The organism is Vescimonas sanitatis (genome assembly GCF_049060325.1).
GTDB lineage: Bacteria > Bacillota > Clostridia > Oscillospirales > Oscillospiraceae > Vescimonas > Vescimonas sanitatis.
Genome location: NZ_JBMGPW010000003.1, coordinates 188410 through 204244 on the forward strand (window position 1 = coordinate 188410; position 15835 = coordinate 204244).

Annotated in this window: 13 protein-coding genes and 3 tRNA genes; 3 read left to right on the forward strand and 13 right to left on the reverse strand. The window is 61.0% G+C overall.

Annotation, left to right across the window (positions count from 1 at the left end; genetic code table 11):
* Positions 1 to 4: 4 nt before the first annotated feature.
* From atpG to ACOMDU_RS05725, 8 genes are all read right to left on the reverse strand, one after another.
* A complete protein-coding gene (gene atpG, locus ACOMDU_RS05690) occupies positions 5 to 907 on the reverse strand; it encodes an ATP synthase F1 subunit gamma (protein WP_421129440.1) in 903 nt (300 codons plus the stop codon).
* A gap of 4 nt (positions 908 to 911) precedes the next feature.
* A complete protein-coding gene (atpA, locus tag ACOMDU_RS05695) occupies positions 912 to 2660 on the reverse strand; it encodes a F0F1 ATP synthase subunit alpha (RefSeq protein WP_421129441.1) in 1749 nt (582 codons plus the stop codon).
* Entirely contained in the window at positions 2650 to 3141 is a 492-nt protein-coding gene (locus tag ACOMDU_RS05700) for a F0F1 ATP synthase subunit B family protein (RefSeq protein WP_421129442.1), read from the reverse strand. Before ACOMDU_RS05700 ends, atpA begins: the two co-directional genes overlap by 11 nt.
* An 18-nt stretch (positions 3142 to 3159) precedes the next feature.
* Positions 3160 to 3528: an ATP synthase F0 subunit C gene (gene atpE / locus ACOMDU_RS13850; RefSeq protein WP_022135657.1), complete on the reverse strand. Its 369-nt coding sequence runs from the start codon at positions 3526 to 3528 to the stop codon at positions 3160 to 3162.
* A gap of 17 nt (positions 3529 to 3545) precedes the next feature.
* On the reverse strand, positions 3546 to 4394 hold the full coding sequence (locus ACOMDU_RS05710) for a F0F1 ATP synthase subunit A (RefSeq protein WP_421129443.1): 849 nt from the start codon (positions 4392 to 4394) through the stop codon (positions 3546 to 3548).
* A 333-nt stretch (positions 4395 to 4727) separates the two neighbouring features.
* A complete protein-coding gene (locus tag ACOMDU_RS05715) occupies positions 4728 to 6716 on the reverse strand; it encodes a YgiQ family radical SAM protein (protein WP_421129444.1) in 1989 nt (662 codons plus the stop codon).
* A gap of 1796 nt (positions 6717 to 8512) precedes the next feature.
* Positions 8513 to 9580 (reverse strand): histidine phosphatase family protein, encoded by a 1068-nt coding sequence (locus ACOMDU_RS05720; protein WP_421129445.1) that lies wholly within the window; start codon positions 9578 to 9580, stop codon positions 8513 to 8515.
* On the reverse strand, positions 9553 to 10302 hold the full coding sequence (locus tag ACOMDU_RS05725) for a beta/alpha barrel domain-containing protein (RefSeq protein ID WP_421129446.1): 750 nt from the start codon (positions 10300 to 10302) through the stop codon (positions 9553 to 9555). The genes ACOMDU_RS05720 and ACOMDU_RS05725 overlap by 28 nt, the downstream gene beginning before the upstream one ends.
* Positions 10303 to 10559: 257 nt before the next feature.
* On the opposite strand from ACOMDU_RS05725, the gene ACOMDU_RS05730 reads away from it, so the two are divergent.
* Complete coding sequence (locus ACOMDU_RS05730) at positions 10560 to 10736, forward strand: hypothetical protein (protein WP_421129447.1); 177 nt, start codon at positions 10560 to 10562, stop codon at positions 10734 to 10736.
* Between the two features lie 202 nt (positions 10737 to 10938).
* A tRNA-Ser gene (locus tag ACOMDU_RS05735) sits at positions 10939 to 11030 on the forward strand.
* A gap of 112 nt (positions 11031 to 11142) precedes the next feature.
* Here the strand turns inward: ACOMDU_RS05735 and ACOMDU_RS05740 are convergent.
* Positions 11143 to 12876: a hypothetical protein gene (locus ACOMDU_RS05740; RefSeq protein ID WP_421129448.1), complete on the reverse strand. Its 1734-nt coding sequence runs from the start codon at positions 12874 to 12876 to the stop codon at positions 11143 to 11145.
* A 190-nt stretch (positions 12877 to 13066) separates the two neighbouring features.
* On the opposite strand from ACOMDU_RS05740, the gene ACOMDU_RS05745 reads away from it, so the two are divergent.
* Positions 13067 to 14041: a hypothetical protein gene (locus ACOMDU_RS05745; RefSeq protein ID WP_421129449.1), complete on the forward strand. Its 975-nt coding sequence runs from the start codon at positions 13067 to 13069 to the stop codon at positions 14039 to 14041.
* A gap of 135 nt (positions 14042 to 14176) precedes the next feature.
* Here ACOMDU_RS05745 and ACOMDU_RS05750 read toward each other — a convergent pair whose 3' ends face one another.
* From ACOMDU_RS05750 to ACOMDU_RS05765, 4 genes are all read right to left on the reverse strand, one after another.
* Complete coding sequence (locus ACOMDU_RS05750) at positions 14177 to 15109, reverse strand: prepilin-type N-terminal cleavage/methylation domain-containing protein (protein ID WP_421129450.1); 933 nt, start codon at positions 15107 to 15109, stop codon at positions 14177 to 14179.
* Between the two features lie 62 nt (positions 15110 to 15171).
* Positions 15172 to 15534 carry a hypothetical protein gene (locus ACOMDU_RS05755; RefSeq protein WP_421129451.1) on the reverse strand — a complete coding sequence of 121 codons (363 nt, stop codon included), beginning with the start codon at positions 15532 to 15534 and terminating at the stop codon, positions 15172 to 15174.
* Positions 15535 to 15655: 121 nt separating this feature from the next.
* A tRNA-Gly gene (locus ACOMDU_RS05760) sits at positions 15656 to 15731 on the reverse strand.
* Positions 15732 to 15757: 26 nt separating this feature from the next.
* Positions 15758 to 15833: transfer RNA gene (locus ACOMDU_RS05765), tRNA-Phe, on the reverse strand.
* Between the last annotated feature and the right edge of the window lie 2 nt (positions 15834 to 15835).

The window sequence follows — 15835 nt, forward strand, 5'->3', positions numbered from 1 at the left end:
GAGGTCAGCCCTCCTTTTCTTTCTTGCTGCGCTGGGCGCGCTCACCGGCGGAGACCTCGGTGATCTCCTGGGTGATGGCGGCCTGGCGCGCCCGGTTGTACTGGACGGACAGGTCCTTCAGCAGCTCCTCCGCGTTCTGATCCGCCGCGTTCATGGCGGTCATGCGGGCGCTCTGCTCACTGCAGAAGCTATCCACCAGCGCGCTGTAAATATAGCCGGTCAGGCAGCTGCGGGCGGCGTTGTCCAGCACCGCCCCTGCGGACGGCACGAACTCATACGCCTTATCCCCGGCGGCAGCCGCCGCGGCGGCGTGAAAGTGCTCCCGGTGCATCGGCAGGATCCTCTCCTGCCGCACCACAGCCTCCAGGCCGTTCTTCATGTCGGTATAGATGACCCATACCGCGCTGATCTTCCCCGCGTCAAACCGTTCCAGCAGCAGCTCCGCGATGTGCCGCGCCCGGTCCAGCGTAGGGTTCTGCGCCGTGTAGTGAAAGCTCTCCTCGATGGCGATCCCTCGCTGGCTGAACCAGCGCCGGCCATACTCGCCCACCACATACAGCACCGCGTCGCCCTGGGCGGTCAGCAGCTGCTGCGCCTGCCGTATGGCGTTCTGGTTATACGCGCCGGCCAGTCCCTTGTCCGCCGTGATCAGCAGGCACGCCGGCACGCCGGGCAGGGGCTTGGCGTTGGGATCCACCGGATCCACATACCGGCTCTCTATGGTGCTGTCCGCGTTGAACACGCGGCCGATCTCCGTCTGCAATGCCTGGAAATAAGGCCGTGTGTTGTCCAGATCCTGTTTGGCCTTCCGCAGCTTCGCCTGGGAGATCAGATACATGGCGTGGGTGATCTTCTGGGTCTGCCGTACGCCTCCGATGCGCCGGCGGATCTCACTGGTGCTGGCCATGCGCTCACCGCCCGCCTGCGCGCTTGAATTTCTCCAGCGCCGTCTTTGCAAAGTCGTTGATCTGGCCCCGCAGCTCGTCGTCCAGCGCCGCGCCCTGCTCCAGCTGGAGCATCAGGCTCTGCCGCTGCGCGGCGAACTCGCCCAGCAGGAAGTCCCGCAGGGCGCACACCTGGGCCACCGGCACCTGCTGATAGAGGTGCGCCATGGCCGTCACCAGCGTGACGATCTGCTGTCCCTGGCTCAGCGGAGCACTGCGCCCCTGCCGCAGGATATACATCAGGCTCTGGCCGTAGGCCAGCTGGCTCTTCGTCTCCTCGTCCAGGTCGCTGGAGAACTGGGTGAACACCTCCATCTCGCGGTACTGCGCCAGATCCAGGCGCAGGGTGCCCACGGCCTTCTTCATAGCCTTGGTCTGGGCCGCGCCGCCTACGCGGGACACGGACAGACCCACGTTCACCGCCGGCCGGTGGCCGGAGAAGAACAGACTGCTCTCCAGAAAGATCTGACCGTCGGTGATGGAGATGATGTTTGTGGGGATATAGGCCGACACGTCGCCCGCCTGGGTCTCCACGATGGGCAGGGCGGTCATGCTGCCGCCGCCGCGCTCGTCGCTGAGCCGCGCCGCGCGCTCCAGCAGACGGGAGTGCAGATAGAACACGTCGCCGGGATACGCCTCGCGTCCGGGGGACCGCCCCAGCAGCAGGCTCAGCGCACGGTAAGCGATGGCGTGCTTGCTCAGATCGTCGTACACGATCAGCACGTCCTTGCCCTTGTTCATGAAATATTCGCCGATGGCCGCGCCGGCATAGGGCGCGATGTACTGCATGGACGCGGACTCGCCCGCGCCGGCGCACACAACGATGGTGTAGCGCATGGCGTCGTGCTTCCGCAGCAGCTCGGCGATCTGCGCCACGGAGCTGGCCTTCTGGCCGATGGCCACGTAGATGCAGATCATATCCTTCCCCTTCTGGTTCAGGATGGTGTCGATGGCGATAGCGGTCTTGCCGGTCTGGCGGTCGCCGATGATCAGCTCACGCTGGCCCCGACCAATGGGGAACATGGAGTCGATGGACAGAATGCCCGTCTGCATGGGAGTGTTCACCGGCTGGCGGTCAATAATGCCGGGTGCCGGGCTCTCGATCATGCGGTATTCATCCACGGGGATGTCTCCGCCGCCGTCGATGGGCGCGCCCAGGGCGTCCACCACGCGGCCGATCATGCCGTCGGACACGCCGATACCGGCGGTCTTTCCGGTGCGGTACACCGCCGTGCCCTCGCTGACCTCCTCCACGCGGCCGAACAGGATGCAGCCGATACGGCCGGAGCGCAGCTCCTGCACCATACCCCGGATGCCGCCTTCAAACAGCAGGATCTCGCCGTAGGTGGCGCCCTCCAGGCCCTCCACATAGGCGATACCGTCCGCCACGGTGAGCACGCTGCCCACCTCGCGGGCGCATACCTCCGGCACCCAGCTCTTCACCGCGTCCCGGATCAGGGGGATGACGGAGCCCTCACTCTTCAGTCCGGTCAGCCGTTCCTTCAGCTGCTCCAGCCGGCCCTCCGCCGTCCAGTCGATGACCTCGCTGCCCAGCTCAATGCGGAATCCGCCCTGTGCGGTGCGGTCCTCCTGCCAGACCAGCTCGACGGCCTTGCCGTACTTTTTCGACAGCACATCCTCCAGCTTCTCTTTCTGCGCGCTGTCCGGCGGACAAGCGCTGAGCAGTTTCGCCGTCAGGCGTGCATCAGTGTTCATTCTGTTCCTCCTTCGCGGCATTCACGAAGGCGTCATAGGCCTGGGCCGTCTGGGCGGCCATCAGCTTCTCCATGGCGTCCTCGGCAATAGCCACCGCCTCGCGGTTGGCCTCGGCCACGATCTTCTGGCGCTCGCTCTCGGCGGCGTCCTTGGCATCGGACAGGATCTTGTCCGCCTGCGCCTTGGCCGCGTCGCGCTGCTGCTGGGCAAAGGCCTCCGCCTCCTTGGCGGCGGCGGCACGCTTCTCCTCCAGCACGGCGTCAAAGTCCGCCTCCCGCTGGGCCATGGCGGCCTTCAGCGCCTCGGTGTCCTTCTCCCGGGCCACGGCGGCGGCTTCCATATCCGCATAGTGCTTCTCCCGCTTTTCCATAAAGCTCTTCACCGGCTTGAACAGCAGCAGATACAGACCGCCCACCAGGATGGAGAAGTTGAAGAAGTGCAGCAATATCTGCTGCCAATCAATATTCAGAGGGATATTCATAGCGTCTCTCCCCGTTTCTTACAGCACGAAGATGATCAGGATGACCACCAGCAGGGCATAGATGATAGCCGTTTCCAGGAACACCAGACCCAGCATCATGGTGGTGCGGATCTTACCCTCGGCCTCCGGCTGACGGGCGATACCCTCGGCGGACTTGGCGATAGCCATACCCATACCGATGGCGCCGCCGGCGGCGGCCACACCGATGGCAACACCGGAAGCGATGGCCTTGGCGCTCACGCCGCTGTCGGCCGCTTCCTCGGTCTGGGCGGCGGTGCCGTCGGCAGGTGCGGTATCGGCGAACGCGGTCACGGTGAGCAGGGCGGTCAGTGCCAGCACCAGGCACAGCAGCAGGGCAAAGGCCTTCTTATTGAACAGCTTTTTCATGGTTTCTCTTTCCTCCGTCAGTTATTTACAGTTTCAGCTTTGATTTTTTTGTTTTTCTTGGGCTTGGGTGCGTGCTTTTCCGTAGTCTCTCCGTAGAACATGGAGGTCAGCGTGGTCAGCACGTAGGCCTGGATCAGCGCGTGGAGCAGCGTGAACAGCACGCCCACCACCACCGGCACAACGAAGCTCAGGGACACATAGTAGTACACCAGCTCCGTCACCAGCAGGCCGCTGAGCAGCGCGCCGAACATACGGAAGCTCATGGAGATGGGCAGGGAGAAATCCTTGAGGGCCTTGCCCGCGCCCTTTGCGCCGTTGGCCACGATGCCGCCCACCAGGATCACGCCGTAGGACAGGCAGCCCAGGGAGATGGCCGCGTTCACGTCCGACAGCGGGGCCGGCAGCGCGATGGTGTGTCCGCCCGTGGTGATGGCCTGGAAGCCGAACAGCTCAAACAGCGTTCCCACGAAGATGTACACGCCGGCGCCGAAGATGTATGCGCCCAGGAACTTGTTGCGATGCGGGCTGTTGCCCTTGGCCATCCCGTCGAACAGCCCTACCGCCGTCTCCAGCGCCATCTGCAGCTTTCCCGGTACCATCTTGAACCGAGGGATGACGAACACCCGCAGCAGTATCGCCGCCAGCAGCAGTGCGCCCACCACCACCAGCGAGGATATGTACGCCGGGTTCACGTCCTTCAGCCCGAACAGGCTGATGCGGTTCGTCCCGTGGAGCACTGCGTCACGCATGGCCTCCTGCACCGACTCCGACTTGCCGTGTCCGGGGACAAGCAGAGAACCGGCCAGGAACGCCGCGGTGATCAGCAGCCACACCACGATGAACCTGATTTTCTTCTTTTTTTCCATTCGTCTTTCACCTTTTACATCCGGTAAAATTTTTGTGCCGCGTCGCGTCGTAAAACGGCAGAAGCGGCACGGCGCCGACCTCACCCTTCCGATTTCTTGTCGAAATCTTAACGTGCGGTACCAGCATCTTGACACTTCTTTTTTATTATAATAAAAACCCTGTGCTAACACAAGCTTTTTTTCGCCGCATTGCCTCCAACATTCCGCAGAAACCGTCACATTTTTTATCATCCCCCCTTATCTGACAGTCCCACCGTCTTTTCCCCCGCTCTGCCGCCCCGGCCGCCCCGCAAAAAGCAGAGCGCCCCGCAGCAGCGGGGCGCTCTGTCGTCGTTATTTCCCGTTTCGTTTCTTGGCGAAGGCCGCCTTCTTCCGTGGCGACATCTTCCCCTTCTGCGCCAGCGGCTTCGCCGTGGGTGTCCCCCGCCGCCCCCGGTTGCCGGAGGCCTCCTTTTTCCGCCGCGGCTGTCTCTCCGGCCTCTCCGGCTTCTCCGGCTTGACCGGCGGCTGACCGTAGGGCTCCCCTTTCCGCGGCCGGATCAGGCACTTCTTCTCGTACCCGATCAGGTCTGTCCGCCCCGTCTCCTCCAGGGCCTCCACCACCAGCGCCCGCTTCTCCGGCCGCGACCACTGCAAAAGCGCCCGCTGCATGGCCTTCTCCTTGGGATCCCTGGCCACATACACCTCCGACATATCCCGCGGGTCGATGCCCGTGTAATACATACAGGTGGACAGCGTTCCCGGCGTGGGATAGAAATCCTGCACCTGCTCCGGCGTCCTGCCGTTTTTGTGCAGGAACTCCGCCAGCTCCACCGCGTCGCTGAGGGTACACCCCGGGTGGCTGGACATCAGATACGGCACCAGATACTGCTCCGTGCCACCCTCCTCGTTCAGCTTCTGGTACTGCCGCCAGAACTTCAGAAACACGTCAAAGTGCGGCTTTCCCATGTAGTCCAGCACCGAACTGACGCAGTGCTCCGGCGCCACCTTCAGCTGTCCCGAGATATGGTACTTCACCAGTTCCTTAAAGAACGACCTGTCCTTGTCCTGCAGCATATAGTCGTACCGGATGCCGCTCCGCACGAACACCCGCTTGATCCCCGGTATCTCCCGCATCCGCCGCAGCAGCTCCGTGTACTCCGAGTGGTCCGCGTCCAGATTGGGGCACGGCTCCGGTGCCAGGCAGCTGCGGTTCTTGCACATACCGCACCGCTTCTGCTTCTGGCAGCTGGTGTGGCGGAAGTTGGCGCTTGGCCCGCCCACGTCGTGGATGTACCCCTTGAACCCCGGCTCGCGGGTCAGCAGCTCCGCCTCCTCCAGCACCGACTCGATGGACCGGCTGGTGACCATCCGCCCCTGGTGGAAGGCCAGCGCACAGAAGTTGCACCCGCCGAAGCATCCCCGGTTGTGGGTGATGGAAAACTGTACCTCCTCGATGGCCGGTATGCCGTTCTTGTACATGGGATGCACCTGCCGGGTGTAGGGCAGGGCGTACAGGGCGTCCAGCTCCTCCCGCCGCAGCGGCCGCGCCGGCGGGTTCACCACCAGATACCGCCCCTCGCAGGGCTGCACCACCGCGCAGCCCCGGATGGGATCATGCTCGTCGTATTCGATCTTCGTCGCCCGGGCATAGGCCGCCTTGTCCGCGCATACCGCCTCATACCCCGGCGCGTCCGCCCGGTGGAACTTCAGCTCATCCACCTGGTCGGTGATGTACGCCGTCCCCGGTATATCCGTCAGCTCCGACGGCGATGCCTTCCGCGCCAGACGCCGGGCGATCTCCGCCGTGGCGCTCTCCCCCATGCCGTACACCAGCAGGTCCGCCGGCGCGTCGAACAGTATGCTCCGCCGCACCTTGTCGTCCCAGTAGTCGTAGTGGGCGAACCGCCGCAGCGACGCCTCCAGCCCGCCGATAACGATGGGCACGTCCGGCCACGCCTCCCGCACCCGGTTGGCGTACACGATGGTGGGCCGGTCAGGCCGCTTGCCCATCTCTCCGCCCTCGCTGTACAGGTCGCGGGTCCGCCGCCGCTTGGCCACCGTGTAGTGGGCCACCATCGAGTCCAGGTTCCCCCCGCCGATCAGCACCCCGTACCGGGGCTTGCCCATGGCCCGGAAGTCCTCCGCCGAGTGCCAGTCCGGCTGGGGCAGTATCGCCACCCGATAGCCCCTGCTCTCCAGCAGCCGAGCGATCAGCGTGGTGCCGAAGCTGGGGTGGTCGATATACCCGTCCGCCGTCACCACCAGAAAGTCATAGTAATACCAGCCCCGGTCGATCATCTCCTCCCGGCTCACCGGCAGAAATTCCATTCCCTTTTCCATGTGTTTTCACTCCCAACTTCCATCCTATCTTCGTCCCCCCTCCCGTCCGCAGGCGTCAGCCTTCCCCCTGATGAGGTCACAGGGAGACGGGTGCCCAGGCCGCACAAGCCCAAGCCTTCCCCTCGCAGAGTCCGCGGTGTTGAGTGGCGCACCCCCTCAAGCCTTCCCCCTTGATGGGTCCGCGGTATTGAATGACACGCCGGTGGCGTGTCAGACCCGCGGACCGACCGACCCGCAGGGAGACAGGTGGCACGGCGAAGCCGTGGCAGATGAGGCGTCGCCGCGCAGCGGCGTAAGCGCATGATTTGTCTCCGCCGGGGATAGTTTCGCGCCCCGGCGCGAGCTACTTTTGTCTGCGGTGACAAAAGTAGCCAAAAGCACCGCTTAGACCTGCGGTCTAAGAACCCCTCGCGCGCTATACTCAGTTGCGATTTCCTGCGTATTCTCGCGGACATAGCCTTTCATCACCGTTGTCGGTCAAAAGGACTGCGTGTACGCTCACCGGCGCGGAGGCTGACGCGGCCGCTTGCCCCAGCCACGGTAGGTGTTTTTCGCTCTTACCGCCGCACCCCAAGCCTTCCCCCTGGAGGTCCGCAGTGTCGAATGACACGCCGGTGGCGTGTCAGACCCGCGAACCGACCGACCCGCAGGGAGACAGGTGCCCCCGAAGGGGGCGGATGAGGCGTCGCCGCGCAGCGGCGTAAAGCCCCCCGTCCCCGCCGCAGCGGGCTATTTCGCGCCCCGGCGCGAGCGTTTCTTTTGTCTCCGACGGGGATAGTTTCGCGCCCCGGCGCGAGCGTTTCTTTTGTCTCCGACGGCCCCATTTCTTCCAACAGCGGAAGAAATGGGGGAAAGAACGCCGGCAGAAACTGCGTTTCTGCACTTCCTCAGCGCGCTACGGTCGGCTGTGATTTCCCGCATCTTCTCGCGGGCATAACCTTTCATCACCGTTGTCAGTCAAAAGGACTGCGTGTACACTCACCGGCGCGGAGGCTGACGCAGCCGCTTGCTTCAGCCACGGCAGGCGTTTTTCGCTCCTACCGCCATCCCCCAAAGCCTTCCCCTTGAGGGGTCCGCGGAGTTGAATGACACGCCGGTGGCGTGTCAGATCCGCGAACCGACCGACCCGCAAGGAGACAGGTACCCCCATATCCCGGCGGCGTTAGCCGCCACCTACCCATTGCGGTGCTTCGCGCCGCAATGGGCGCGATTTGATAATCGCCATTCGATCAGCGCACCAGCCCCTATCCTCGCTGTTGTCAGCGGCAGCGGCGCAAGAGGTACAAGCGATCCCCCGAACCGACAACGTCCCCCACCGCACCAATTCCGCGAGATCAGCACCGCCAAATTTGCACTTGCCCTCCCCGCGCCAAGGGATCCTTAAACCGTAGGTTTGAGTGGTTTTCTTTGGTAACTTTCTTTTTACAAAAAAAGAAAGTTACTCGTGCCGGGGCACGAAATTCCCCATCCCGCGCCCGCAGGCGCAACACCTGCTCGCCGCCGGGGCGGCGAAACCCGCCCCGCGCCAAGGGCCCTTAGACCGTAGGTCTAAGTGGTTTTCTTTGGTAACTTTCTTTTTACAAAAAAAGAAAGTTACTCGTGCCGGAGCACGAAACGCCCCATCCCGCGCCCGCAGGCGCAGCACCTGCTTGTCCCCGCGCCAAGGAAGTCTTGAAACGTAGTTTCAAGCGGCTTTCTTTGGCAGCTTTCTTTCAACGTTGAAAGAAAGCTGCTCGCGCCAGGGGGCGGCGAAACCCTCCCCCCGCCGCGAAGTATTGACGCAAAATCCCCCGCCGTTACTGCCACGCCGCCGGTACCGGCGGCATAATACGCCGCACATCTTTCTCCATGGTATCCCCCGCCGTGGGCACAAAGCCCAGCCGCGCGAAGAACAGCCGCAGCCCCTTGTCCGGGCAGTCCACCCGCAGGATATCCCTCCCCCGCCGCAGGCAGGCGTCAACAGCCTGCCCCATGGGCGGGATACCCAGGCCCTTCCCTCGCCATTGCGGAGTCAGGCCGTACCAGCTCAGCCGCAGGGCGTCCCCCTCGTCGGACAGGCTGAAGGCTCCGATCAGCGCCTCGCCGTACCACACGCCGGTAGCCTCGCCCCCGGCGGGCATACCCAGCGCCGCCCGCTTCTCCTCCGGAAGCGGGCCGTAGCCCTCGCCGGACTCCACCATGTTCTTCTCCTTCCACCAGCTCTGCCTGGCAAAGGTAGACAGTCCCCGTTCCGTCAGATGGCTGTTGTCGTCCCGGTATACCACCCGGAACGTCCCGTTCTCCCATTCCAGCAGCGACACGGCGGTGTTGTCCCCGTGGGGCGTCTGCCCCACCTCCGCCAGCGTCTGCCCCTGCAAAACGCCCAGCACGGTCCGCAGCGCCATCCCATGGGAAAATACCGCTGCGGTGCCGCCCTCATGGGCCCGGGCCACGCGCTCCAGCGCCGGGATAAACCGGTCCACCACCTGCTGTGCCGTCTCGGCCCCCGGCACACGCCACAGGTCGGCCCGCCGGTTGAAGTTGTACATCTCCTCCGGGTATTTCACGTTCAGCTCATGCCAGGTGTGGTCCTCCCACTCCCCCATGCAGATCTCCCGGAACGCCGGCTCCAGATGCAGCGGCAGGGCCTTGGGCAGCCAGATGGCCCGTGCGGTGATCTGCGTCCGGTACAGGTCGCTGCTGTACACCGCGTCGATGTCCACCTTCCGGAACCTCTCCCGCAGAGCGTCGATCTGCTGATACCCCCGGTAGTTGGTGATCAGCCCGTTGCAGTGGCCGTGTGCAACGCGGTACAGGTTTCCCTCCGCCTCCGCGTGGCGGATCAGATACAGCCGCGTCATACCACCGTCACCCACTGCTTCCACGCGCGGACCGCCTCCTCGACCGCCGCCGCCGGCTCCGCCGCGTACTGCAAAGCACTGTCTGTCGCCAGCGCCCCGTGACCCATATCGTCAAAGGCCGGCAGCGCATTCTCCCCGTCGCAGTCCTCCAGCAGCAAAAACGCCCCCGGACATACTCTCCGCACGTCCCTCACATCCAGACTGTACCCCGTGGACACAGCCAGCGCCGCACCCCGGCGTGCCATCTGCTCCGCCACGGACAGCCACAGCGCCCGGTCGCCGGCCACCAGACTCTGCACCTGTCCGCCAGTCCGTACCGCCGCGATGGGCAGCATCTCCCCAGCCTCCAGGCACCCGCTTCCGCCGTAGGGGCACACCGTCACGGCGTCCGCCCTGTACCCGGCCCAGCACTTCGGCTCCGCGGTGTTCATATCCAGTATCACATACAGTTCCTTGGCATGGGCCGCGCTGACAAGGTTCGCCAGCACGTCCGCCCCCACCATCCCGTGACGCAGATACGCTCCGCCCCGCAGCACCACCGCGGGCAGCTTTCCCGCCGCCGCGTCCAGCAGCGTCGTGCCGTGATACCGCAGCGCCTCCGCCTGGGCCATGGGCGTGTCGCCGAACATATCGATAAAGTTCTTCACAAACTTCCCATTCAGCTTCTCCGCCTCCGGCGCCAGCGTCAGCGCCAACGGTGTTTTTTTCTCGCGGATACGCCGCTGCAATTCCAAATCAAACATCATGTTCTCCTTTTTTACCTTTGCGCTCCCATATACACGCGCTAAGAGCACGCAAAATGACAAATGGCATATAAATAGTGTATAGATAACCTATAAACAACATCTACGCAAGTGTCTGACATCGTCTCATGGTATTATACCAATTCCGCCCCCGCTTGGCAAGAAACACCGCCGTCTTTTTCGCATTTTTTCACCTCTGCCGGGCATACTGTACACAGGCCGATAAAGGATAAAAATGCAACGAAAAAGAGGTGAACACGATGAAAACGTGTACTTTCCTCAAGGGAATGGTCGCCGGCATGGCTGTCGGCGTCCTGCTGGACAACGCCCTTCGTCCCTCGCCCAAGTTCCGCAAGACCCAGGCGGGCAAAACCCTCCACCGCCTGACCTGCGCCCTTGACGACGCCGTGGACGAGGTCTGCTCCAAGCTGCAATAATCGCGGTATCGCATCCGGGCGGTGTATGGTTATGTAAACCATACACCGCCCTATAATCAGCAGATTTCCATTGTTCAAAATTACACATTATGTTAACTTAGATATTTGCTGTCAATTCCACAACTCACCCCGAAAATTCCATCTTGACAAACCTGGTATTTTTGGTATAATAGTCCATGCTGTTTGTCAGCGAATCGAATATGCAGTGGTATCGAAGAGGTCATAACGAGCACGACTGGAAATCGTGTTGTCGTCAAAAGCGGCACGAGGGTTCGAATCCCTCCCACTGCGCCAGTGAAAAGCCCTGTAACCATGCCGGTTACAGGGCTTTTCTTCTGCGCCAGAACGGGGATTTGACCATAATTTTGACCACAAACACGCCGGTGCTTACTGACCGCGCGGGCTGTCACTCCTCCACCAGCGGCGGCTCAAAGCTCTCAATAGCACTACGAAGCTTGGCGTGACGGATGACAAAATGTATGGCGGGTGATTTTTCCTTGGACACCATGGCCCACCGCCCCTCGTGCATGACGATCTGCAAATTGCGGAAGGTGCTGTCGGCGGTCAGTTCCAGGCGGCAGCGCGGGTGCACTGCCGCGAACTGTTCTGTCTGACCGATGTGTTCCAGATACTCCTGATAGGTATACGGTATATCACGTTCATAGAACGATCCTGACAGGGGCAGGGACATCGGGTATCGTTCAAAGGCTTCCTCTGTCAGTCGGGGCAGAGCCAACACCATTTCATTGTCCCGCAGGATGGTTTCGGCCTGCTCCCGGCGGCTTTTGGCGTGGGCCAGGATACGCTCCTGATCCGGCGCAGGCACATCGTGTCTTTGCAGCACCGCCGCCAAAAACGCGGGGTCCGCGGTATACAGCGGCGGCGCCGATAGGACACACCGCCGTCGGCCGGGGGTGCGGCTGTCGGCCAATAGAAACGCGTTCAGCCGGGAAGCGCCGTCGGCACGGTATATCTCCATCAGCGGCTTGGCGTTCTCCAGCAGAGCGTCGGCCCGACGGCGGTAATAGGCCACCTCTGCGCGGCTGTTGGTCAGGTAATACCGCCCCTCGCTATGGTGGCCGGACACAGCCTCGCCGGTCAGTGCGGCGGTGCCGGATACCCGCAGGAAATGCAGGAACACACCGCCCTGTGGCGCTTTGAAGTAATACGGCTCGATCTGGCCGGTCATATACATGGGGATGAAGCTCTCCAGTCCCAGCATCATCTCCGGCAGATTGCGGTCAATGTTGTGGATGATCTGCAGCCGCAGACCTTTTTTCAGCAGCAGCGCCATGCCGAACATCCACTTCTTGGGGAACTCCGGGTCCTGGGCCATCTCCGTCATGGGCATATCGCTGTACATAAACACCGGCTCTGTGGAGCGCGACAGCACCGCCGCCTTCATAAAGTCCAGCTCGCTGTCCATCATCTGCCGCAAACCGGAGTAACTGCGGCTGGTGGGCAGCTGGAAGGGCGCCACAGGGACCTTCAGCTCGTCAAAATGGACGGAGCGTATGTACGCATTCAGATCGAACTCATCCAGCTTGGTCAGGAAACGGGAGACACTGTCCTCCCGGGGCGCATGGCTGCCCAGCAGCCAATCCTGCACCCGCCGGCAGTAGGCGGCGCGGTCGCCGAGATCTTCAGCGGCACAGCCCAGCAGCGCGGCGGCCACCTCCCGTTGGGCGGGGCCGTCCATCTCCCGGGAAACATAGGACGCCACGGCGGCGGCGAACTGCTCCGGCTCCGCCGGCTGACGCTCGCCCCGGCGGAAGCGGAAGATGGCGGACGGGTCGTAGTTGGCGCAGCGGCACAGCTTCGCCACGCTGAGCCCCATGACCTCGATCAGCGCATTGAAGTTCTCCCGCAGCATTTTCTTGTCCGTGCAGGCATATTCATCGCATTGCAGGAACGCGCTATGCAGTGTGTCCGCGTCCATATCCGGCAGCGCCTTTGCTTTGGCCATATCGGCCAAAGCATCACTCAGCGCCGTGAGCACGGCGCTGCCGCGGCCCGGCGTGCGCTCACCGGTGCGGTAGCGGCTCAGGGACGGCGCGGATAGCCCGGCGGCCTCCGCCAGCTCCTTGCCCCGGCAGTCCAGCCGGGTGATGTATTCGTTCAGCTGCTCACAAAAGCGCATGGCGCACCTCCTGCGGTGAAAGCTGTGTATAGTATACGCCCATATGGCAAAAAAGTGAAGCAAAAAATTTCCAAAACCAGCAATCGCCGCAGCCGGTAATCGCGTTTCCCTGCCTCGGCCGCCGTGGTACAATAGAAAATGTAAAAAGCTTGTAAATACGTGAAAAATTGAAACAGGAGGATGGAACAAAATGGCAAAGAAAAGGTTTTTTCCGGCGCTGCTCCTTACGCTGGTCCTGTCGCTGGCGCCGCTGTCAGCGTTTGCGGATTCCGGATCGTATACTGTTAAATTTTACCCCGGAGATTATGGTACCATGCGTAAAAACGACCAGATCCCGTCTGTGTATTATAACATTGATGATGTTAACAAACCCTTCTACTACAAGCTGCATGTATCCGAGACAGAGACTCTCAGCTTTGCCAGCAGCATCATGGATACGCTGCTTCCAAATCAAGGATATGAGTTTGCCTACTGGACAGCCGATGCTGCCGTATACCGGGTCGGCAGTGGTACTGCCATTCCAGCCGGCACCGCTCTTTCCTCTGATCAATTACAGAACAAGGTTACCGTGAAAAGTGATGTGACATTCACGGCCCACTTTAAGCAGAGCTCTGAAAATCCTGACGATTCAGAAATCACCACCGTTGAAATCACCGGCGCAACCCTTTCCTACAACCCCGGTGATGCGCCCCGGGCCACGGCTGCCGTAGCCGCCGATCAGGGCAAATACCGAATTTACGACGAATGGTGGCAAGAGTTAAATGAAAACGATGAGCCCGTTGCCATATGGCATTCCAACGACAGGATATACAGCACCTTGCCGACCATTACTGCGTTTGAAAGCGGGAAAAAATATGTATATTCCGTTCTGCTGATGCCGGAAAGGGAATATGACTTCGCCGGAGAAGTCGCCGCTACGGTGAACGGAAACGCAGTGACAGCGGTTCCCGCCACAGACGGCTACCTGAGTCTTCCCAATGTTAAAACGATCACGCCGACCGGACAAATCACTCCCCCCGCCACCGGCGGCTACTACTATTCCCCCTCTGCCGGCGGCAGCAGCGCCAGCCCCAAGACCACGGACCCCGGCGTGGCGCTCTATGCCGCTGCCGCCCTGCTGAGCACCGCCGGTCTGGCGTGGAACGGCAGGCGCCGCGGGCAGTAAACCAGCTATTCTCTCCGGGTCGATACCGACAGGGGTAAGCCGCAGCAGCGGCAAGCAAAAACGCCGCCCTTTCGGGCGGCGTTTTTGTCGACTGCGCACACGCGGAAAAACAAGCGTCATATCGGTGGAAATACCTTAAGACCCGCGAACCGAGTCATACTTGGAATTGCCCAAAGCGCTGAGGTAAGCGTCGTAGGCCTCCTCTAACGAAGAAAACGCTTCTCCGTTTTTCAGAATCTGCTTATACTGGTTTTGCGAAGTAAGTGATTGGGAAACGGCGACATATTCGCTGCCGTTTTTCGTCCTCTTGCCGGTCGTGGTTTCGGAAACATAATACTTCCCGTCCCCGGTCTGGACGATCACGGGAATTTCCTTTCCGGCCCCGACTTCGTTAGTGTTCAGAGAGGTCCAGAAAAGGTATCGGTTTGCATCTTGTCCATCTTTTCCGCTGCCAAGAAAGGCCCATGTGCAGTCCGGCAGCTGCAGGAGACTGTTGTCTAACTTTTTGATTGCTTCGGAAATAGCCGGAACAAAATCTGATTTCGGACACCTGGAGTCAAACTCGAAGTTGGGTTCATTTTTTACAGTGCCGTTTTTCCAAAAGTCTGTACTATATAGAAGCTGGAAGAAATTCGTCACGCTTGTGTTAAACGGATACTTAGGGGCAGAAGGGTCGGCTTTTCCACTCCAAGTCAGAATAATTCCGTAATTCTTATCATATGAAACAACACAGGTTCCATTCGGCGTAGCAACGCCTTTCCAATTATCCGTATCTCCTCGGCCTTTGTAATGGACAATGCCGCCGATATTTACCGGATCGACCGACTGCCAGTCCGCCTGCTTCTGCTTCAGATCGACCGTGACCGTGGCCTCAAAATTTCCGAGCTGCGCCTCTGTGGAGACCTGTGCATACGCGGCGCGTACATTCGCAAGGTCTGTGGCCTCCCTGCTCTTTTCAAGCTGTGACGCAAATACCGGAATCGCGATCGCGATCAGTACGGCAATGAGCGCAATGACGATCAGCATTTCCATCAATGTAAATCCGCTGCGATTTCGTTTTCGTTTCATATGATCCCTACTTTATCTTTGATAGGACAAACACATGGTGCACCCATCATGAATTGTTATCTTTAGAGTATAACACACCGCTGTCGAAAAATAAAGTAATCAAATGAAGCCAAAAAAGGATTTCTGCGAAAACTCTGCTTTTTTCGATCCCACTTTTCAGCCGCACCGGTATTTCGCCATCGGAGAGCCACGTCTGTGCGATCATAGTCCCGATCCCAGGTAACAAACTGGATGCCGTGTTTACTATGCGTTCCCGCCAGTATCGTGCCATTGAAGTCGGCAAGGATGCGGTAGTCACCCTCCAGCCCGCTGGCTTCGGGCTGCGGAGCAGTTTCCATCGCAGTCATGTACTCCAGCGTTCGGGCGGCGATGTCCTCATCACGAGGCTCGACTCGCTGCCGGCATCCCACGAATGGCAGAGCCATTCGCAGGAGCCCTGCCGGACCTCTTGATTTAACGCGCTTCGCGCCGGTCGAGGCAGCGTGTTCGCGCCTGCCCGCGACATTCCAAAAAGAAAACACCACCCTGATGGATGGTGTTTCTTTTTGGAGCGGGCGACGAGGCTCGAACTCGCTACCTCGACCTTGGCAAGGTCGCGCTCTACCAGATGAGCTACGCCCGCAGGCGGCACCACTATTGCGGCGCCTATGGTGCCTCAGGCCGGGGTCGAACCGGCGACACGCGGATTTTCAGTCCGCTGCTCTACCAACTGAGCTACCGAGGCAT